At 66.3% G+C, this 19,460-nt stretch carries 16 protein-coding genes and 1 tRNA gene; 6 read left to right on the forward strand and 11 right to left on the reverse strand.

Annotated features, from left to right (window positions below; translation table 11 throughout):
• The first annotated feature begins 71 nt into the window (after positions 1–71).
• Positions 72–509, forward strand: coding sequence for an HIT family protein (locus ACQY72_RS02930; protein ID WP_428155641.1), 438 nt, complete (start codon positions 72–74; stop codon positions 507–509).
• Here the strand turns inward: ACQY72_RS02930 and ACQY72_RS02935 are convergent.
• The 7 genes from ACQY72_RS02935 to cyoA form a co-directional block, all read right to left on the reverse strand.
• Positions 506–1,042, reverse strand: coding sequence for a response regulator transcription factor (locus ACQY72_RS02935; protein ID WP_428155643.1), 537 nt, complete (start codon positions 1,040–1,042; stop codon positions 506–508). The genes ACQY72_RS02930 and ACQY72_RS02935 overlap by 4 nt on opposite strands.
• Entirely contained in the window at positions 1,039–2,364 is a 1,326-nt protein-coding gene (locus ACQY72_RS02940) for an ATP-binding protein (protein ID WP_428155644.1), read from the reverse strand. Before ACQY72_RS02940 ends, ACQY72_RS02935 begins: the two co-directional genes overlap by 4 nt.
• Positions 2,361–3,053 (reverse strand): SURF1 family protein, encoded by a 693-nt coding sequence (locus ACQY72_RS02945; RefSeq protein WP_428155646.1) that lies wholly within the window; start codon positions 3,051–3,053, stop codon positions 2,361–2,363. The genes ACQY72_RS02940 and ACQY72_RS02945 overlap by 4 nt, the downstream gene beginning before the upstream one ends.
• Positions 3,054–3,126: 73 nt before the next feature.
• A complete protein-coding gene (gene cyoD, locus ACQY72_RS02950; protein WP_428155648.1) occupies positions 3,127–3,522 on the reverse strand; it encodes a cytochrome o ubiquinol oxidase subunit IV in 396 nt (131 codons plus the stop codon).
• Positions 3,519–4,148, reverse strand: coding sequence for a cytochrome o ubiquinol oxidase subunit III (gene cyoC / locus ACQY72_RS02955; protein ID WP_428155650.1), 630 nt, complete (start codon positions 4,146–4,148; stop codon positions 3,519–3,521). The genes cyoD and cyoC overlap by 4 nt, the downstream gene beginning before the upstream one ends.
• A 3-nt stretch (positions 4,149–4,151) precedes the next feature.
• Positions 4,152–6,155 (reverse strand): cytochrome o ubiquinol oxidase subunit I, encoded by a 2,004-nt coding sequence (gene cyoB / locus ACQY72_RS02960; protein WP_428155651.1) that lies wholly within the window; start codon positions 6,153–6,155, stop codon positions 4,152–4,154.
• Between the two features lie 13 nt (positions 6,156–6,168).
• The gene (gene cyoA, locus ACQY72_RS02965) at positions 6,169–7,398 is read right to left on the reverse strand and encodes a ubiquinol oxidase subunit II (protein ID WP_428155653.1); all 1,230 of its coding nucleotides are present in this window, start codon (positions 7,396–7,398) and stop codon (positions 6,169–6,171) included.
• 210 nt (positions 7,399–7,608) lie between these two features.
• Here cyoA and ACQY72_RS02970 point away from each other — a divergent pair, with 210 nt between their 5' ends.
• Positions 7,609–8,961, forward strand: a complete 1,353-nt coding sequence (locus ACQY72_RS02970; RefSeq protein ID WP_428155655.1) for an MFS transporter — start codon at positions 7,609–7,611, stop codon at positions 8,959–8,961.
• A 78-nt stretch (positions 8,962–9,039) separates the two neighbouring features.
• Here the strand turns inward: ACQY72_RS02970 and ACQY72_RS02975 are convergent, their stop codons facing one another.
• The 4 genes from ACQY72_RS02975 to ACQY72_RS02990 all read right to left on the reverse strand — a co-directional run bounded on the left by ACQY72_RS02975 (position 9,040) and on the right by ACQY72_RS02990 (position 14,523).
• Positions 9,040–10,710, reverse strand: coding sequence for an alkaline phosphatase D family protein (locus ACQY72_RS02975; RefSeq protein ID WP_428155657.1), 1,671 nt, complete (start codon positions 10,708–10,710; stop codon positions 9,040–9,042).
• Between the two features lie 10 nt (positions 10,711–10,720).
• Entirely contained in the window at positions 10,721–13,234 is a 2,514-nt protein-coding gene (locus ACQY72_RS02980; RefSeq protein WP_428155659.1) for a TonB-dependent receptor, read from the reverse strand.
• 183 nt (positions 13,235–13,417) lie between these two features.
• Complete coding sequence (locus ACQY72_RS02985; RefSeq protein WP_428155660.1) at positions 13,418–14,293, reverse strand: hypothetical protein; 876 nt, start codon at positions 14,291–14,293, stop codon at positions 13,418–13,420.
• Between the two features lie 138 nt (positions 14,294–14,431).
• Positions 14,432–14,523 (reverse strand) — tRNA-Ser (locus ACQY72_RS02990).
• Between the two features lie 127 nt (positions 14,524–14,650).
• Here ACQY72_RS02990 and ACQY72_RS02995 point away from each other — a divergent pair.
• Genes ACQY72_RS02995 through ACQY72_RS03010 form a run of 4 tightly spaced genes read left to right on the forward strand, consistent with a single transcriptional unit; the run spans position 14,651 to position 19,456 of the window.
• Positions 14,651–16,135: an exopolysaccharide biosynthesis polyprenyl glycosylphosphotransferase gene (locus ACQY72_RS02995; protein ID WP_428155662.1), complete on the forward strand. Its 1,485-nt coding sequence runs from the start codon at positions 14,651–14,653 to the stop codon at positions 16,133–16,135.
• The gene (locus tag ACQY72_RS03000) at positions 16,132–17,592 is read left to right on the forward strand and encodes a polysaccharide biosynthesis C-terminal domain-containing protein (RefSeq protein WP_428155664.1); all 1,461 of its coding nucleotides are present in this window, start codon (positions 16,132–16,134) and stop codon (positions 17,590–17,592) included. The genes ACQY72_RS02995 and ACQY72_RS03000 overlap by 4 nt, the downstream gene beginning before the upstream one ends.
• Positions 17,589–18,521 carry a glycosyltransferase family 2 protein gene (locus ACQY72_RS03005; RefSeq protein ID WP_428155665.1) on the forward strand — a complete coding sequence of 311 codons (933 nt, stop codon included), beginning with the start codon at positions 17,589–17,591 and terminating at the stop codon, positions 18,519–18,521. The genes ACQY72_RS03000 and ACQY72_RS03005 overlap by 4 nt, the downstream gene beginning before the upstream one ends.
• A gap of 2 nt (positions 18,522–18,523) precedes the next feature.
• Positions 18,524–19,456: a glycosyltransferase family 2 protein gene (locus ACQY72_RS03010; RefSeq protein WP_428155667.1), complete on the forward strand. Its 933-nt coding sequence runs from the start codon at positions 18,524–18,526 to the stop codon at positions 19,454–19,456.
• Positions 19,457–19,460 lie beyond the last annotated feature (4 nt).

A 19,460-nucleotide genomic window follows, 5' to 3' on the forward strand; every position in this document is an offset into this window, starting at 1 on the left:
GCGCGGCCGAAGGCTCCCCCTTCGCGCCCGCCGCTGCTATTCCCGACCCAGACACCGCACGGAGACCGCCCATGAGCCTGCACGGCGACTACGACCCGAACAACATCTTCGCCAAGCTTCTGCGCGGCGACATCCCCTCGGTGAAGGTGTGGGAGGACGACCACGTCCTGGCCTTCATGGACGTCTTTCCCCAGTCGGAAGGCCACGTCCTGATCATCGCCAAACAGTCCCAGGCCCGCAATCTGCTGGAGGTCGAACCGGAGGTTCTGGCCCGCATGACCGCCGCCCTGCAACGCACGGCCAAGGCGGTGGAGAAGGCGCTGAAGCCCGAAGGTCTGGCGATCCTGCAGTTCAACGGCGACGCGGGCGGACAGACGGTGTTCCACCTGCATTTCCACATCGTGCCGCGCTGGGCCGATCGTGAGATGAAGGGTCACGGCCATGCGCCGATGGCCGACACGGCGACCTTGCAGGCTCTGGCCGACCGGATCGCGGCCGCGCTGGATTAGGTCACGCGGCGCTTTTCCAGCTTTCGCGCCAGGGTGCGCCGGTGCATGCCCAAGCGCCGCGCGGCCTCGGAGATGTTGAAGTCGGTCTCCACCAGCGTCTCGTGGATCCGCTCCCATTCCAGGGTCTTGATCGAGGTCGGGCGCGTGCCCAGCGGCGTTTCCGCGTCGCCGTCCGCCCGCCCGAACGCGGTCTCGATGTCGTCGGAACTGGCGGGCTTGGCCAGATAGTGGCGTGCGCCCAGCTTGATGGCCTCGACCGCCGTGGCGATGCTGGCGAAGCCGGTCAGGACGACGATGTTCATCTCGGGATCGTAGGCGTGCAGGGCCTCCACGCAGGTCAGGCCCGAATGCCCGCCCAGCTTCAGGTCCACGACCGCATAGCCGGGGCGATGCGTCTTCAGCACCTCGGTCATCTGGTCGGGACTGGCGGCGCTGACGACGGCATAGCCGCGTCGTTCGAACGAGCGTCGCAGGGTGGTCGAGAAGGATTCGTCGTCCTCGACGATCAGCAGCAGTCTGGCCTCATCGGTCATGGAGCGATCTCGTCCTTGGGCGCCAGCGCCGACAGCGGCAAAGTCAGCCGCACCTCTGCGCCGCCGGCCGGGGGATTGGAAGCCTCGACCCGACCGCCCAGCGACCGGATCACGTTCATCAGCAGGAACAGCCCCAGGCCGGCGCCCGCGCGTGGCTTGGTCGAGTTGTAGGGCTTGCCCCAGGCCTGAAGGATGACGTCCGGGAACCCCGGCCCGTCGTCTCGCACGGCGATGCCGAGCGTATCGCCCGTCCGCGTCGTGGTGACGGCGATGCGCCTGGCCCCCGCCTCGACGGCATTGTCGAACAGCACGCCCAGCACCTGACGCAGGGCGGGGTCGGCGATGATGGACGGGTTCTGAGCCAGTTCGTCGTGGATCTGCACGGCCACACCGTCGCCGTTCCAACTGGCGACCACATCGGCGACGAAGGCCCGCAGGGTGGTGCGCTCGGGCGCCTGTCCCCTCGCCTCGCCGGCCGACATCAGGATGCCGGTGACGATAGCCTTGCAGCGCTCGACCTCGGCCCGCATCACCGTCATGTCCTGAACCAGATCGGAATCCTGGGTCAGGGTCGGCATTCTCTTCCAGTCGCTGAGGATCACCGACAAGGACGCCAGCGGCGTGCCCAGTTCGTGCGCGGCCCCGGACGCCAGCAGGCCCATGCGGACGATGTGATCGTGCTCGGCCGTCTGCTGACGCATGGCGGCGACGGAGGCGTCGCGCTCGCGCAGGTTCTGGCTGATCCGGGTGACGAACAGAACCAGCAGCACCGCCATCAGGACGAAACAGATCAAACTGCCCTGAAGATACAGGCCGAGCAGCGAATCCTCGCGCGCCGGGGGCAGGTTCAGCGGCTGGGAATGCAGGCCAAGCCCGGCGAAACACAGGCTGGTGATTGCGATCAAGACCCAGGCATAGACCGGCGCCAGCAACACCGCCCCCAGCACGACCTGCAGCAGATACAGCGCCACGAAAGGATTGGCCGCGCCACCGGTCAGGAACAGCAGCCAGGTCAAGGCCGCCACATCCGCCAGCAGGGCGATCATCAGGGCCTGGTCCTCGACCTCCTCGCGACGCGCGGTCAGGGGCGCGCTGATCAGATTGACCAGCACCAGTCCAACAGGCGCGGCCAGCAGCCACAGCACCGGCAGCGGGATCCGCATCGCATATTGGACCAGCAGGATCGTCGCCACCTGCCCGGCGACGGCCAGCCAGCGCAGCTGGATCAGCAGCAGCATGTTGCGCCGGTTGGCCCCGCCGTGCGAGGCGACCCCGCCGCTGAGCCCGCCCAACCCCAGCAGTCTTTGAAGGCCCGAAGTCATGGCCGCTTGCGCCGGCCGTCACGCAGGAAGAGCCACAGGCCGACCAGGGTCAGCAAGGCCATGCCGAACCAGGTCAGGGCGTAGACCAGGTGGCTATTGGCGAACCGGATCACCGTCAGCCCGCCCAGCGGCCAGCCACCCGGATTGGGCGTCGCATCCGCATCGATGAAATAGGGTGCGACGTTCGTCAGGCCACGCCGCGCCGCAATGGCCGCCACGTCGCGCGACCGCCAGCGGTCACCGGCGGCGTCGTTGGCCCGCAGGAAGCCGCCCTTGGGCTCGGTGATCCTGAGCAGGCCGACGACGGTCTGCGGCCCTGTCGCCTGCCCGTCCGCACGGTTGGCCGGATCACGTCGGCCGGCGGGCACGAAGCCCCGATTGACCAGAACGGTGAAGCCGCGCGCATCGACCAGCGGAGTCATCACCCAGAAGCCGCCGCCCGCATCGGTCACGGCTTGAACCAGGGTTTCCTCGTCGTGCTGGAAGGCGCCCTGGACGACGACGCGGCGATACTGGTCGTCCTGTCGCGTAACAGTCAGCCATTGCGTCGGCCCCGGCGCAGGTGAAGCCGGCGCATGCACGCGGGCGTCGACCTGGGCGATCAGGTCGGTCTTCCATGCCAGGCGCTGAACCTGCCAGCAGCCAAGCGCCAGAAAACCGACGAAAAGCGCCACCCCCACGATCGACATGACAAGACGTATCGGTCGCGAGCGCTTGGCCTTATCGGGGGCCGGGCCTGAGGACGTGTCCGTAATCTCGACCTCAGCTGCCCATGTTCGTCATGTCGTGCATCGTGGGCATCATATTGGTGTCCAGATGGTACATGACCCACAGCGAACCCGACAGGGCGATGACGACGACGATGATGGTGAAGATCAGCGCCAGCATGATCCAGCCGCCCTCGGATTTCGAGTTCATATGCAGGAAGTAGATCATGTGAACCACGATCTGCACCACGGCGAAGCCCATGACGATCAGGGCCGTCGCCTGGGTCGGCAGGACGCCGGTCATCACCAGGGTGAACGGGATCGCCGTCAGGATCACCGACAGCACGAACCCGATCATATAGCTCTTGAAGGAGCCGTGATTGTGCGCCTCGTGGCCCAGGTGATCGGCCTCGTGAGTGTCGGGCGAGTGGTCGTTCTTGTCGGCGCTCATCGCAGCATGCTCAGCAGATAGACGAAGGTGAAGACGCCGATCCAGATGACGTCCAGAAAGTGCCAGAACATCGACAGGCACATCAGGCGGCGTTTGTTGGCGGGGATCAGGCCCTTCATGCCGACCTGAACCATCAGCGTCACCAACCAGATGATGCCGAAGGTGACGTGCAGGCCGTGGGTGCCCACCAGGGTGAAGAAGGCCGACAGGAAGGCGCTGCGTTGCGGCGTCGCGCCCTCATGGATCAGGTGCGCGAACTCGTAGAGTTCGATCCCCAGGAAGGCCAGGCCGAACAGGCCCGTGATCGCCAGCCAGATCAGGGTCTGACGCTGGTTGTTCCTGTCCATCGCCAGCATGGCGAAGCCGTAGGTGATCGACGAGAACAGCAGCATGGCGGTGTTGATCGCCACCAGCTCCAGGTCGAACAGTTCCTTGGGGCCCGGCCCGGCGGCGTAGTTGCCGCCCAGCACGCCGAACACGGCGAACAGCATCGCGAAGATGAGGCAGTCGCTCATCAGATAGAGCCAGAAGCCCAGCATGGTGCTGGACCCTTCCTCGTGATGCGGCTCCTCTTCCAGGTGGAAGACGGTCGGGTCGATCTCGGTCGCAGTCGCGGTCGCGCTCATGGATCAGGCCTCCGTTCCGGCCAGGGCGCGCGTGCGCGCCTCTTCGGTCGCACGCACCTCATCCTCGGGGATATAGTAGTCGCGCTTGTAGTTGAAGGTGTGCCCGATCGAGACGGCCAGCACCCCGATGAAGCTGATGGCCGCCAGCCACCAGATGTACCAGATCAGCGCCAGACCCATCACCAGGCACAGGCCCGAAATGATGACGCCCGTTCCGGTGTTCGACGGCATGTGGATCGCCTTGTAGCCGGTCAGCGGGCGCTGGTAGTTCTTCTTCTTCATGTCCCACCAGGCGTCGGCGTCATGGATGACAGGCGTGGCGGCGAAGTTGTAGGCCGGCGGCGGCGAGGACGTCGCCCACTCCAGCGTACGGCCGCCCCACGGATCGCCCGTGACGTCGCGCAGCTTGTCGCGGTTGATGATCGATACGGCGAACTGGACGAACATGGCCGCGATGCCCAGGGCGATCACGCCCGCGCCGATGGCGGCGATCACGAACCAGATTTGCAATGACGGATCGTCGAACACCCGCATCCGGCGCGTCACGCCCATCAGGCCCAGGACGTACAGCGGCAGGAAGGCCAGCCAGAAGCCGGGCACCCAGCACCAGAAGCTGATCAGGCCCCACTTCTTGTCCAGCGTGTAGCCGAAGGCCTTGGGCCACCAGAAGTTTATGGCCGCGAACAGGCCGAACAGCACGCCGCCGATGATGACGTTGTGGAAGTGCGCCACCAGGAACAGCGAGTTGTGCAGCACGAAGTCGGCCGGCGGCACCGCCAGCAGCACGCCCGTCATCCCGCCGATCACGAAGGTCAGCATGAAGGCGATCAGCCACATCATCGGCAGTTCGAAACGGATGCGGCCACGATACATCGTGAACAGCCAGTTGAAGATCTTGGCCCCGGTCGGGATCGAGATGATCATCGTGGTGATGCCGAAGAAGCTGTTCACCGAGGCGCCAGAGCCCATGGTGAAGAAGTGGTGCAGCCAGACCAGGTAGGACAGGATCGTGATGACGACCGTGGCGTAGACCATGGACGTATAGCCGAACAGCTTCTTGCCCGAGAAGGTCGAGGCGATCTCCGAGAAGACGCCGAACAGCGGCAGGATCAGGATGTAGACCTCGGGGTGACCCCAGATCCAGATCAGGTTCACGTACATCATCGGGTTGCCGCCGAAGTCGTTCGTGAAGAAGTTGGTGCCGACGTAGCGGTCCAGCGTCAGCAGGGCCAGGACGGCGGTCAGGACCGGGAAGGAGGCCACGATCAGCACGTTCGTGCACAGCGAGGTCCAGGTGAAGACCGGCATCTTCATCATGCCCATGCCGGGCGCGCGCATCTTCACGATGGTGGCGATCAGGTTGATGCCGGACAGCGTCGTCCCCACCCCCGCGATCTGCAGCGCCCATATATAGTAATCGACCCCGACGCCGGGGCTGTAGCCGATGCCCGACAGCGGCGGATAGGCCAGCCAGCCGGTGCGCGCGAACTCGCCCACGAACAGCGAGGCCATGACGATGATGGCGCCGGCCGTGGTCATCCAGAAGCTGAAGTTGTTCAGGAAGGGGAAGGACACGTCGCGCGCGCCGATCTGCAGCGGCACGACATAGTTCATGATGCCCGTCACCATCGGCATGGCCACGAAGAAGATCATGATCACGCCGTGGGCGGTGAAGATCTGGTCATAGTGGTGGGCGTTCAGATAGCCCTCGGACCCGCCGAAGGCCATGGCCTGCTGGATGCGCATCATGATGGCGTCGGCAAAGCCGCGCACGAACATGATCAGACCCAGGATCATGTACATGATCCCGATCTTCTTGTGGTCCACGGTGGTGAACCACTCCTTCCAGAGATAGCCCCACATCTTGAAATAGGTCAGGGCGCCGAACAGGCCGAGGCCGCCCAGCACGACCACGGACATGGTCACGACCAGGATCGGCTCGTGCAGAGGCAGGGCCTCCCACGTGAGGCGCCCGAAGATAAGCGGAATGAGTTGGTCAGCGTTCATCGACTGTGTTCGCTCAGGCGTTGGGGGCGGAACGGACGTCGGTCGAAACCGGCCCCGTAGCGAAGGGATTGGGCAAGAGGGTCGTCAGCGAGGCCATGGGGGTGCGCTTGGGCGACAACCCCTGCCCGGTCAGACGCTCCAGGCTGGCAGGGCCGACGGCGGTGTCCAGTTCGGCCTGACGCACGCGCTCTGCGGCGGCGGCCTCGGCCTGCAACGGCGTGCAGATGGTCATGACGTAGCTTTCGTTCGACCCGAAATAGGCCTGCGACTTACCGCGTCCGGCGTATTTGTCGTAAACCAGCGGCATGGTGTTGCGTATCGACGCCATGCTCAGACCGCCCTTGTCGTCGATCTCCATCATCTCGGCCATGCACATCTTGCCCGGCTCGACGCACATGTTGAGGATGGCGTCCCACAGCGCCACATCGACGGCGCCGAAGTGCATGACGGGAACCTTCTCGCTGGGCTTTTCAAGCTCAAGATATTCATCGCGCCCCAGCGCCCGGCCGCCCTGGCGCACGCCCGACACCCATTGGTCGAACCCGGCCTGATCCAGACCGTGGAAGGCGAAGCGCATGTTAGAGAAGCCGTCGCCGGAATAGTTGGCCGAGAAGCCTTCATATTCGCCCGGACGGTTAATCACGGCGTGCAGCTTCGTCTCCATGCCCGGCATGGCGTAGATCTGACCGGCCAGCGCGGGAATGTAGAAGCTGTTCATCACCGAGGACGAGGTGATGTGGAAGCGGATCGGGCGATCGATCGGTGCGGCCAGTTCATTGACCGTCGCGATGCCGTACTGCGGGTAGATGAACATCCATTTCCAGTCGAGCGCGACGACGTTGACCTGAAGCGGTTCGACGCCCTCGGCGACGGCCTGGCCCGGCTTGATCCGGTCGATCGGACGATAGGGGTCCAGCAGGTGGGTGCCGGCCCAGGTCAGGGCGCCCAGGCAGATGATGATCATCAGCGGCGCGGCCCAGATGACCAGCTCCAGCGACGTAGAGTGATCCCAGTCGGGCTGATACTCGGCCTCGGCCTCCTTGTTCGACGCCCGATACTTCCAGGCGAAGAAGACGATCAGCGCCATCACCGGCACGATGATGATCAGCATCAGCAGCGTGGAGATCATCAGCAGGTCGCCCTGCTGGGCGGCGACATCGCCGGCAGGGTTCAGCACGACCAGATTGCAGGCCGACAGCAGGGCCACGAGGGGCGCGAGCAGGAGTAGGCGCAGACGGCGCAAGGCGGATCCAATCGAAAAGCGTCGGGCGAGGGGGAGGCGCCGCGACGGTTGGCGTTCGTAGGCTGCGGGATAGTCAGCTTCGTTCTGGAACGACATTGGACAATCTGTCCTATCCTCTTGAGGCCGCTTTCATCGCAAAGGGCGCCCGGTCATAATGCGGCAATCGGCCGTACGCCTGATAATCCTGTCTCACACGGAGCGACCAAGCCCATGTCCGCCTCGACGACCCCCTCGTCAGAGTCGCTGGAACGCGACGCCGCCAAGATCAACTCGCACCATGGCAAGGTGGATGCGGGCGAAATCGCCATCGGCGTCATTATCGGCCGAACTTCCGAGTTTTTCGACTTCTTTGTTTACGCCATCGCCTCGGTGGTGGTTTTCCCGCAGCTCATCTTTCCTTATGCGGGCGCGGTGGGCGGCACCCTGCTGTCGTTTGCGGTCTTCGCCCTCGCCTTCCTGTTCCGCCCGCTGGGCACGGTCCTGTTCATCGCCATCGACCGCAAGTTCGGGCGTGGCGCCAAGCTGACGACCGCCCTGCTGCTGCTGGGCACCTCGACCGTGTCGGTCGCCTTCATCCCAGGATACGAAAGCATCGGCATGTGGGCGCCGGTGCTACTGGCCCTCACCCGCATCGGCCAGGGCGTCGCTCTGGGGGGCACCTGGGACGGCTTGGCCTCGCTGCTGGCGCTGAATGCGCCGGAGGGCAAGCGCGGCTGGTACGCCATGATCCCGCAGTTGGGCGCGCCCATCGGCCTGCTGGTCGCCTCGGCCCTGTTCGCCTTCTTCCTGAACACCCTGTCGGCCCCCGACTTCCTGGACTGGGGCTGGCGCTATCCGTTCTTCGTGGCCTTCGCCATCAACGTGGTGGCCCTGTTCGCCCGCCTGCGCATCGTGGTGACGCCCGCCTTCCAGAAGCTGTTCGAGACCCGCGAGCTGCAGCCCACGCCGGTGTCCCAGGCCCTGCGCGCCGAAGGCCCCAAGATCGCGATTGGGGCGTTTGCGCCTCTGGCCAGCTTCGCCATGTTCCACATGGTCACCGTCTTCCCCCTGTCGTGGGTCTTCCTGTTCACCAACGAGACGCCGGTCCGGTTCCTGCTGATCGAGATGGTGGGCGCGGTCTTCGGCCTGCTGGCCATCCTGGCGTCTGGCGTTCTTGCCGACCGCTACGGCCGCCGCACCCTGCTGGCGATCACGGCCGCCGGCATCGCCGCCTTCTCGGGCTTTGCGCCGCAGCTGCTGAACGGCGGAACGGCGGGCGAGCTGACCTTCATGATCTCCGGCTTCATCCTGCTGGGCCTGTCGTTCGGCCAGGCCTCGGGGCCGGTGGCGTCCAGCTTCAGCCTGACCAACCGCTACACCTCTTCGGCCCTCACCTCGGACCTGGCCTGGCTGTTCGGCGCCGGCTTCGCCCCGCTGGCGGCCCTGTGGATTTCCAGTCAGTTCGGCCTGATCGCCGCCGGCGCCTATCTGCTGTCCGGCGCCGTCTGCACCCTGGTGGCCCTGTGGCTGAACCGCGAACTGGCCCGCAGCTCCTCCGACAAGGACCGCGCCAAGGCGGTCTGATCCGCCGGTTCACGACGCACAAAAAGACACGGCCCGCAGTCGCCTGCGGGCAGTGTTTCGTTGGGGCCTCTGACGGGATCAGACTTCCGTCAGATCGCCCTGCGGCGAGACGGCGAAGGTCTTCACCTTCTTCAACGCATAGGGTTTGGCGGCGATGGTCGACACGGCCCACAGCTCGCCGACGACCTGATCGCGGGTGACGGTCAACAGCACATAGCCCTTGGACGTCTGGTCGCAGAACTTGACCTCGGGATTGGCCGCCGTCAGCGCCACGCCCAGCGGCAGGCCGCCGACATGGTCGCCTGGCGACGGGCTGGAGATCGAGGACGTGCCGAACTCCACCGCACGGCGCGCGCCCGCCTTGTCATGCAGTTCGTTGACCCAGAAGGCATGGCTGTCGCCCGCCAGGACGATGGGCGCCACGTCCGCCGCCGCAAAGGTCTCGTAAAGACGCTCGCGCCCGGCCGGATAACCGTCCCAGCTGTCCAGATTGAACGGCAGGCCCAGCTTGAACAGCTGGATCGCCGCTTCGATTTGCGGTCGGACATCGTCCGCCAAGCTCGCGAGCATCTGCTGGACCTGCTCCGGCGGCATCATGCGCGAGATGTCCGGTCCCTTGACCTTGGCCATTACCACTTGGTTGCCCAGGATCTGCCACGGACGCCCCGCCGCCTTGGAGCGGCTCAACGTCTCGCCGATCCACTGACGCTGGCGATCGCCCAGCAGGTCGCGGTCCGGCGCCTGACGCAGGGCCTCGAACGCCGCGACATCGGGCGCGCCCTCCGCAGTCTTGGGGATGTCCGCGAAGGTCATCTGCTCGCCCCGCGCCAGCAGCCGGGTCTCGACCATCGTCAGGGTGGCCAGGTCGCCGAAGTCGAAGCTGCGGTTGATGGCCTCGTTCAGCGCGCCGGCCTTGGGCTCGCGGATCGGCATCCATTCGTAATAGGCGCGAAGCGCCGCCGCCTTGCGGGTCGCGAAGTCGCCCTCGGTCTCGGGCTGGTGGTTTTCAGCGCCCATCATCCAGGCGTCATTGGCCACCTCGTGATCGTCCCACACGCAGATGAAGGGCGCGCGAGCGTGGGCGGCCTGAAGATCGGGATCGCTCTTGTACTGGGCGTGGCGCGTCCGGTAGTCGGCCAGGCTGACGATTTCGTGCGGCGGCTGGGGAATGCGCCCCAGGGCCACGCCCGCGCTCATGCCATAGTCGGCCGGCTCGGCCCCGTATTCGTAGATGTAGTCGCCCAGATGGACGATGGCGTCCAGGCGATCCAGCTTCGACAGGGCGTCATAGGCGTTGAACAGGCCGCCGGGATACAGCTGGCACGACACCACGGCCAGGGCCAGATCAGCCGTCGCACCCTCAGGCAAGGTGCGCACCCGCCCGACCGGCGAGGTCACGCCATTGGCGACGAAGCGGTAGAAATACTCAGCTCCCGGCTCCAGGCCCTGGCCGTCCAGGTCGTGCTTGACGGTGAAGTCCCGCTCGGCCCGCGCGCGCAGGCCGGTCGAGCGGCGCACGATGTCGCCGAACCCGGCGTCATGTGCGACCTCCAGCACCACGGCGACCTCCCCGACCGACGGATCGGCCGGAGTGACGCGGGTCCAGAAGACGGCCGAGCGCGTGTCGGGATCGCCGCTGGCCACCCCGTGCAGGAAGGCGACCGATCCGGTGTTGGTCCCCTGCGCCACGGCGGGCGACGCCGCCCCCGCGCCGAGAAGACCCAGAAGACTGCGGCGATCCATTTTCATCGTCAGATCCTCAGAGCTTCAGCTTGAACACGAGGCCGTACGACGCAGGCCGTCCGGCGATGAAGGTCGGCATGCCCAGGCCATCGCCCGTATTGCCGGCGTCCTTGATGTATTCCTCGTCCAGGACGTTCTCGCCGAAGGCCTCGACGCCCCAGCCGCCCGAATCCGGGGTGTAGCGGACGCGAAGGTTCAGGAGGCCATAGGCGTCCTGATACTCGTCCTGGATCAGGTCGCGCACGATGTTGCGGCTCTGCAGCGCCGGCAGGTCGTTGTCGTCGCTGAAGAAGACCTTGGACTGCCAGGTGTAGGTCGGCTGAACCGCAATCTCGCCGCCGCTGACCGGCAGGCGCCAGGTCGCGCCGATCGAGGCGGCGTTGTCCGGCGACAGTCGGAACTGGTTGCCGTCATAGATGCCGTTTTCGAACCGCGAGTGGTTGTAGGCATAGGTGGCGAACAGGTCGAAGTTCGACGTGACGGCGAAGTTGGCCTGGGTCTCGAAGCCGTACGACTTGGCCTCACCCGCGTTGGTGACGATGAAGGTCGTGCCTTCCTGAACCGTCGTCTGGAAGTTCTGATAGTCGTACAGGAACACCGCGCCATCGACGCGCAGGCGACCGTCCAGCAGCGACGACTTGGCGCCCACCTCATAGCTGTCGACCGTCTCGGCATCGACGGCAGCGAACCGGGGCGAGCCCAGCGGCGCCGACGGGGCCGAGGCGCTGATCACTTCCGGGCGGCGACCGCGCGCATAGTTGGCATAGACGTTCGTGTCGTCGCTCAGGGCGTAACGCGCCGTCAGACGCCAGGTCACGCCGTCATCTTCCGAGTCAAAATAGGCGAAGTCGCCGTTGTTAGCGGTCGGCTGGGCGATCAGGCCGAACAGCGGGAAGGCGCTCGCGGGAATGGCCAGATAGGCCGGGTTGGCCAGGGCGCCGAGGAAGGTCGGAACCTGCGCCGCTGGGATGGCGCCGGCTTGCAAGGCCAAAAGGGCGCCCAACGTGGAGCGGCTCTGGACCGAGTTGGCGAAGCCCGTCGTCTTGTCGTCGCGGGTGTAGCGCACGCCCGCCGACATCTCGAACCGGTCGGTGAAGGCGTATGTGGCGTCGGCGAAGACGTCATAGGACGTCAGTTCCGAGCTGTTTATCGGCGTCTCGATATGCGCCGACTTCAGATTGGCGGCGATGGGCGTGGCGAAGGCGCCCGCGCCCAGCGGCGTCAGAAGACCGCCAAGCGCGGCCTGGGCGATGGCCGGATAGGCGGCCAGCGGCAGCGTCCGGTCGCCGACCGTGTTGGGCGAACCGTCCAGCAGGCCCGAAAGCTGCGCCAGGATCAGGCGCTCGTCGAACTGGGTCGGGGTGCGCTGAAAGCCTTCCTCGTGGAACCAGCCGGCGCCGACGAAGCCGGTCAGGCGACCGCCGTTGTCGAAGCCCAGACGCAGGTCCTGGCTCCACTGTTCGCCATGCGTATCCTCGGCCGCGGTCAGCAGCGGCAGGGACACGCCGTCGGCATCGAACGTCTCGTAGTTGGTGAACTCGCGATACGCCGTGGTCGCGTTCAGGCTCCAGGCGGCGTTCAGGTCGATGCGCGCCAGACCCGTCACGCCCCAAACCTCGCGGTCCAGACCCAGCGCCTTGCCGCCGTCGAAGGCCGCGCCGCGCGTCAGGGCCGCGCCCTCCCACGGTTCCTTGCCGCCAAGGACTGCGCCGGTGTTCGGATCGGCCGGGGCATAGGCGATCGACTTGAACGAGGTGCCCGAGGCGTTGTCCTTCTGATAGTTGCCGATCACGTCGAACCGCATCGCGTCCGACGGCGTCCAGGCGCCGGATAGACGGAAAGCCCGGGTTTCGATGGCGTTGAAATCCTCGCCGCCCCGCAGGTTCTCGACCGAGCCGTCGCGCGTCTTCAGGCGCGTGGCCAGGCGCAGGCCTGCGGTCTCGCCCACCGGCAGGTTCAGCGCGCCCTCGACCATGCGATAGCCTTCGTTGCCGGCCTCGATATTGGCATAGGCTTCGGTCTCGCCGGGACGCGCGCGGTTCTGCACCAGATTGACCGCGCCGATCAGGGCGCCGCGCCCGTACAGGGTCGATTGCGGCCCCTTGGCGATCTCGACGCGCTCAAGATCGAACAGCTCGACATAGGAGCCGCGCGACTTGGAGATCGACACCCCGTCTTGGAACACCGACACGCGGGCCTCGGAGGTCGCTGCGCCGGAATCGGAGGTGATGCCACGCATCACGAAGCCCGGATTGTTCGGTGACTGGTTCTGCACCAGGAAGCCCGGCACGAAGGCCGATAGCTGTTCGAACTCCTGAATGCCAAGGTCTTCCAGGAACTGGCCGGAATAGGCCGTCAGGGCGAACGGCACGTCGATGGTCTTCTGCTCGCGCAGCTGCGCGGTGACGATGACGTCCTCCACGCTGCTGACCGGCGCCGGTTCTTGCGCCCAGGCGACCGATCCGGCCGTCATGGCGCCCGTCAGGGTCACGGCGGCCAGCAGGCGCGTCTTCAATGTGGTCTTGGACATCTGATCCCCCAGATTCGACTAAGCTGGGGAGGTGCCTACGACGACGCCATGTCGGGCCGACGACGCTCACGCATCGTCTTGACGACGCCCGCAAGACGATGCGGCGACGGTTGATCCGTTCACCGATTTCTACAACAGGCCGTCAGTTTGCGCGACTGGTGAGGCTCATTTCGAGATGCGTTTCTATGCGTCGGCGTCATCGTCAGGGACATCGATGACTTGATGTAGATGCGTCACACGGTAGGCGATGACCCGCTCGCCCGCCATTTCAACGTTGACGTCAACGACGAAGCCCTTCTTGAACACGTTGTCTTGCGCGTCTTTGATTTCGTGCTTGATGCGCTGTTCCGCCAAGTCCGACGCGTAGATCAGAGGAAGGCGCTTTGATCCGCCGACTGCATCGATACACACAAGTTCGCCTGATCGCTTCCCGAGTTTGACATTACCTATGTCGCTTCGGGTGAACTGCATCAGAACGCGCTTGTGATCGGCGTCGGTTCGTTTTTCCAACTCTACGCGATGATCCTCGACATGCTCCCGGATGGCACGCGCTTCGCCGGTGTCGAACTTGAACGCCGCCCGAACCTCTTGCTTGCCGTCTTTAATTTCGATTGCCGCGACGTTCAGCGATGACCCCGGCGCATTGGCGATTGCCGCAACTTGCGCCGTAAAGTCCTTGAGCTGGCTAGACGTAGCGTCCTCAAGCTTCCCGCCCTTTTTGACGTATCGACCAAGCCACCCGCCGTAGTTTTTCACGAAATCGGCGAGAGTATTGGCGTTCGACATGAACAGCAGTGCGCCGCCGCCGGTCAGCCACGGGATTAGATCAGCTTCAATGCAGCCGACCCGAACCTCTCGCACGAAGAGTGTCGCGTTAGGATCGGCGTCTGGCCGTGTCCGCCTGACATAGCGGTCGTATTCCGACGCAATCGCGGTGAACGCCCCAACGAAATCGCCGAGTTCTACGGGCTGCTCCGTATCGAGCTTCAGCCGAATAAAAGGTTGCCCCTGCTCCATAGCGGTAGCGTAGGCATCCAATCGGAAGTTGTCACTGAACATCGATACCTCCGAAGAGGTTGAACCATGACGAATCGACAGAAGCGGTCGTAGGTCGCCCCTACCGCGCCGCCGGATGTTGGCCCGGATGTTGGCCGAGAAGGCCAACATGCCGAAAATCCCAATGATGTCAAAGATTTCTGGCGGAGACGGAGGGATTCGAACCCTCGGTACCCCTTACGGGGTACGACGATTTAGCAAACCGTTGCCTTCAGCCACTCGGCCACGTCTCCTGCGACGGCGTCGATAGCGGAGGCTGATGCGTCGCGCAATCCGGTTCGGGCGAAAGTGTCCACGTTAACGCGACATAGAGGCGATACCGGCAGTATCGCGGCCGTTCTTCGCCCTCTGGATCGCCCTTTGCTCGACCGCCCCGCCAGTCTCGCCGCCGACGCGCCGCCCAAGGGCCGCGCCGCGCGTGGCCCGTTCCGGCCCGAGGTGTGGCTGAATGCGCGCGAACGCTCGGCCGTGCGGCTGTCGGCCCATTATTTCAGGCTTATCGACGTGCTGGTCGTCGTCGGCCTGGCCTTGGCGGCGGCCCTTGCGATCCAGCCGAGGGACCTGGCCGCCATGACCCTCGGCGACGCCGCGCCCCTGGCAGCCGGCGCCGTGGCGCTTCTGGGCCTGCTGCGAGGCTTTCAGCTTTATCGATTCGGTCGTGACACGCCCTGGGCCCTGCATCTGATTGGGGTTGCGGGCGTCGGCATGGTCTCGGCCAGCATCGCCCTGATCCTGGGGAGGCTGCTGGATCGGCCGGCTCTGGACGTGGTCGCGCCCTGGGCGCTGACGACGACGGCGGCCCTGATCGTGCTGCATGGGCTGTGGCTGGCGGTAATCGCGCGATGGCGGCGTCTCGGCGCCCTGTCGCCCAATATCGTCATCGTCGGCGCCACCCGGAACGCCAGGATCCTGATCGAGCGGGCGCTGGAGCGGCGCGACATGAACGTTCTGGGCGTGTTCGACGACCGGCTGGCCCGTTCGCCCGACAGCGTCGCCGGCGTGCCCGTGCTGGGCGACGCCAACGCCCTGCTGACCCACCGCATGACCCCTTATGTGGACCGGATCGTCCTGGCCATCGATCCCAATGCGGGCCAGCGGGTGCGCGACCTGACCCAGAGGCTGAACGCCCTGCCCAATCCATTGACGGTGCTGGTCGATTCGGAGATGGGCGGCGACGGGGTTCTGAACCGGCTGGCCAATGCGCCGCTGGCGTCGCTGGACGGGCCGGTCGATCCCGATAGGCGCGCTTTCAACAAGCGGATGCAGGACCTGCTGGTCGGCGCAGTCGCCCTGGTGGTCGCCGCCCCCGTCATGGCCCTGGTCGCTCTCGCTGTGCGTCTGGACAGCCCCGGCCCGATCTTCTTCCGCCAGCGTCGCCACGGCTTCAATCACGAGACCATCGTGGTGTGGAAGTTCCGCTCGATGCGCCAAGACGCCGCCGACGCCACCGCCAGCCGCCAGGTCTGCCCCGGCGACGACCGCGTCACCCGCGTGGGCCGTTTCATCCGCGCCACCAGCCTGGATGAGCTGCCCCAGATCTTCAACGTCCTGTCGGGCGAGATGTCCCTGGTCGGACCGCGCCCCCACGCCATCGGCATGAAGACCGGCGAGACCGAATCCGCCCTGCTGGTCGCCGAATACGCCCACCGCCACCGCATGAAGCCCGGCATGACCGGCTGGGCCGCCATCAAGGGCTCTCGCGGCCCGGTGGACACCGAGGCCCAGGTGCGCGAGCGCGTTCAGCTGGACATCGAATATATCGAACGCCAGTCCTTCTGGCTGGACCTGTGGGTCATCGCCGTGACCATCCCCGTCCTGCTGGGCGACCGGGCGGCCGTGCGTTGAGCGAGAAGCGCATGTTCTGGCGCGGCGTCTGGGGCTATCTGCCGGCCCAGATCGTCCAGGGGGTGGTCGGTTTCCTGACCATCTTCGTCTTCACGCGCCTGCTCAGCCCCGATGACTTCGGCCATTACGCCCTGGCGTTTTCGGTCACGACATTGGCCCACACCGTCACCTTCACCTGGCTGGAGGCGTCGATGGCGCGGTTCTGGGCGGCCGAGCGCACGCCCGAAGGAATGGCGACCCATTTCGCCAGCCTATACCGTACCTCCTTCACCATCATCGCCGTCTTCACGCCTATCGCGGCCCTGATCGTATGGCTCGCGCCGTTGACGCCGGCGTTCAAGATCGCCGTCGCCTTCGGCCTGGCCGGCGCTCCGGTGCGCAACCTCGCCAAGCTGGCGCAGGAGCGGTATCGCGCGGCGGGCGAGGTGTCGAAATCCGCCGCCGTGGACATCGGCGTCGCCATCCTGGGTTTCCTGGTCGGCGCCGGGTTCGCCCTCGCCGGCGCAGGCGCGGCATCGCCCCTGCTGGGTCTGGCCATCGCCCCCCTGTTCGCCCTGCCCTTCATCCTGCCAGGCGAGTTGCGTCAGGCCAGCGGCGGCGCCGTGGATCGCACGCGGCTCAAGGCCTATGCCGCCTACGGCTATCCGATCGCGGCGTCGCTGACGCTGGCCGTGGTTCTGGCCTCGACCGACCGGTTTCTGCTGGCCGCCTTCATGGATGCCGGGGCGGTCGGCGCCTATCACGCCAGCTACAGCCTGGCGAACCGGACGCTGGACATCATCTTCATCTGGCTGGGCGCGGCCGGTGCGCCGGCCATGGTCATGGCGCTGGAGCGCGGCGGTCGCGAGGCGCTGCGTCAGACGGCCATCGAGCAGGGTTCGACCCTGATCCTGATCGGCCTGCCCGCCGCCGTCGGCCTGTCGCTGGTCGCGCGACCGCTGGCGGAGCTTATGATCGGCCAGGATCTGCGCGCCGCCGCCGCCCTGGTGACGCCGTGGATCGCGGCCTCGTCCTTCTTGTCGGGCATGATCGCCTACTATTTCGGCTTCGGCTTCACCCTGGGCAAGAAGACCGGCCTGTTGCTGGTGACCATGGCGATTCCGGCCCTGTGCAACGTCGCGCTGAACCTGGTGCTGATCCCTCGCATGGGCGTGACCGGCGCGGCCGTCTCGACCACCGCCAGCTTCGCCATCGGTCTGATCGCCTGCATCCTGCTCAGCCGCCGCGCCATCGCCCTGCCCATGCCGTGGGAGGCGCTGATCCGCTGCGGCGTCGCCTCCGCCGTCATGGCCGGGGTCGTCTGGCTGCTGCCGCCCATCGGCGGATTCATGGAGCTGATGCTGGACGCGAGCGTGGGCGGCGTCGTCTATGCGGCCGTGGCCCTGACGCTGAACGCCGCCGGGGTGCGTGACGTACTGTTGCGCCTGATCCGCGCGCGTCGGAGCGTGACGGCATGAGCGCCCATCTCCACGACAACCCCGCCTGGTCGCAAGCCACGCCGACCATCTCGGTCCTGATCCCCTTCCTGCGCGACGATCCGCAAGGGTTGCTGCGCCAATTGGATGCCGAGGCCGCCCCCCTTTCCGGCGCGGTCGAGCTGATCCTGCTGGACGACGGCACCGGCGACGCCGGTCTGACGGCCCGGCTTCACGCGACCCTCGACGCTCTCGCCCTGCCCGTGCGCCTGATCACCCTGGCCGCCAACGAGGGCCGCGCCAGGGGCCGTAACCGCCTGACCACCGCCGCCCGAGGCGAAGCCTTTCTGTTCCTCGACAGCGACATGCGGCCCGATACGCCGATCTTCCTGCAGAACTGGCTGCGACTGACAGAGAACGAAGCGCCCGCCGTGGCCTTCGGAGGCTTCTCTCTCGATCAGGCCCCGACCGACGCCCGCTTCGCCGTTCACCGCGCCCTGTCCGGCGCGTCGGAATGCCTGCCGGCGTCTCAGCGGGCCCTGACGCCCGAAAAATACGTCTACACCTCCAACCTGCTGGTCCGCCGCGACGTCTTCGCCGCCGAATCCTTCGATCCTGGTTTCAGCGGCTGGGGCTGGGAGGATGTGGAATGGGCCATGCGCGTCTCGCGCCGCTTTCCCGTCGTCCACATCGACAATCCGGCCACCCATATGGGTCTCGACACGGTCGAGGATCTGGCGCGGAAGTTCGACCAGGGCGCTGGCAACTTCGCCCGCGTCGTCGCCCTGCACCCCGCCATCGTCCAGACCTATCCCAGCTATAAGGCCGCGCGCGCCCTGAAACGCCTGCCCGCCCTGCCCCTGGCGCGTCGCCTGATGAAACAGGCCGCCCTGAGCACGGTCCTGCCGGTCAAGGCCCGCGCCTTCGCGCTCAGGCTCTACCGCGCCGCCGTCTATGCGGACGCCGTCTGACCATGCGCGATGTCGCCGTCATCATCCCGACCCTGCGCCGCCCCGACAGCCTGGAGCGCGCCCTGCGCTCGGTCTTCGTTCAGACCGGATCGCTGCACCGCGTCGCCGCCGTCGTCATCGCCGACAACGACCCGCAAGGCTCCGTCGCCGTCCTGATCGACCGCCTGCGCGGCGAGGCGCCCGTTCCCCTGACCTACGCCCACGCCCCCGTCCCCGGCGTGGCGACCGCCCGCAACATCGGCCTGTCGGCGACCGACGCGCCCCTGATCGCCTTCCTCGACGACGACGAGGCCGCCTCCCCCGGCTGGCTCGCCGCCCTGCTGGACGCGCAGAGACAGACCGGCGCCGATGTCGTCTTCGGCCCCATTCGCGGGCGCGTGCCGGAGAACACCGGCTGGACCACCGCCTATCTGGAACGGTTCTTCGGTCGCGACGGCCCGCGCGAGACCGGCCTGACCGACGTCATCCACGGCTGCGGCAACAGTCTGATGGTGCGCGCGACCGCCCTGCCCGGCGACGCGCCCTTCGATATCGCTATGAACGAGACGGGCGGCGAGGACGACCGGCTGTTCACCGCCCTGTCGGCGCGCGGCGGCCGGTTCGGCTGGGCCGCCGACGCCTGGGCGGACGAGTTCGCCCCGCCTCACCGCGCCACCCTGAACTATGCCCTGACCCGCGCCTTCGCCTATGGCCAGAGCCCGACCCAGATGGCCGCCGCTCGCCGCGACTGGCCCAGCGTCGTCAAATGGATGCTGGTCGGCCTGGCCCAGACCGGCGTCTGGGGCGCCCTGTCGCTGGCGTCCGCCCTTCTGCGTCGTCCCGACCGCGCCCACACCTACGACCGCTGCGCCCGAGGCTTGGGAAAGATCTTCTGGACCAAGGGATTCGAGCCGAAACTCTATGGCTCAGCGATGCTCGGCCGCCCTAAAGCCTGACCTC

It is taken from the genome of Brevundimonas sp. (genome assembly GCF_965279155.1).
Classification (GTDB): domain Bacteria; phylum Pseudomonadota; class Alphaproteobacteria; order Caulobacterales; family Caulobacteraceae; genus Brevundimonas.

Coding starts and splice junctions, on each gene's coding strand:
- ACQY72_RS03005 (WP_428155665.1), top strand. CDS start 17,589: ATGAGCGCCCATCTCCACGACAACCCCGCCTGGTCGCAAGCCACGCCG.
- ACQY72_RS02945 (WP_428155646.1), bottom strand. CDS start 3,053: ATGTCGATCGTGGGGGTGGCGCTTTTCGTCGGTTTTCTGGCGCTTGGC.
- ACQY72_RS02940 (WP_428155644.1), bottom strand. CDS start 2,364: ATGACTTCGGGCCTTCAAAGACTGCTGGGGTTGGGCGGGCTCAGCGGC.
- cyoD (WP_428155648.1), bottom strand. CDS start 3,522: ATGAGCGCCGACAAGAACGACCACTCGCCCGACACTCACGAGGCCGAT.
- ACQY72_RS02980 (WP_428155659.1), bottom strand. CDS start 13,234: ATGTCCAAGACCACATTGAAGACGCGCCTGCTGGCCGCCGTGACCCTG.
- ACQY72_RS02975 (WP_428155657.1), bottom strand. CDS start 10,710: ATGAAAATGGATCGCCGCAGTCTTCTGGGTCTTCTCGGCGCGGGGGCG.
- cyoB (WP_428155651.1), bottom strand. CDS start 6,155: ATGAACGCTGACCAACTCATTCCGCTTATCTTCGGGCGCCTCACGTGG.
- ACQY72_RS02935 (WP_428155643.1), bottom strand. CDS start 1,042: ATGACCGATGAGGCCAGACTGCTGCTGATCGTCGAGGACGACGAATCC.
- ACQY72_RS03010 (WP_428155667.1), top strand. CDS start 18,524: ATGCGCGATGTCGCCGTCATCATCCCGACCCTGCGCCGCCCCGACAGC.
- ACQY72_RS02970 (WP_428155655.1), top strand. CDS start 7,609: ATGTCCGCCTCGACGACCCCCTCGTCAGAGTCGCTGGAACGCGACGCC.
- cyoC (WP_428155650.1), bottom strand. CDS start 4,148: ATGAGCGCGACCGCGACTGCGACCGAGATCGACCCGACCGTCTTCCAC.
- ACQY72_RS02985 (WP_428155660.1), bottom strand. CDS start 14,293: ATGTTCAGTGACAACTTCCGATTGGATGCCTACGCTACCGCTATGGAG.
- ACQY72_RS02930 (WP_428155641.1), top strand. CDS start 72: ATGAGCCTGCACGGCGACTACGACCCGAACAACATCTTCGCCAAGCTT.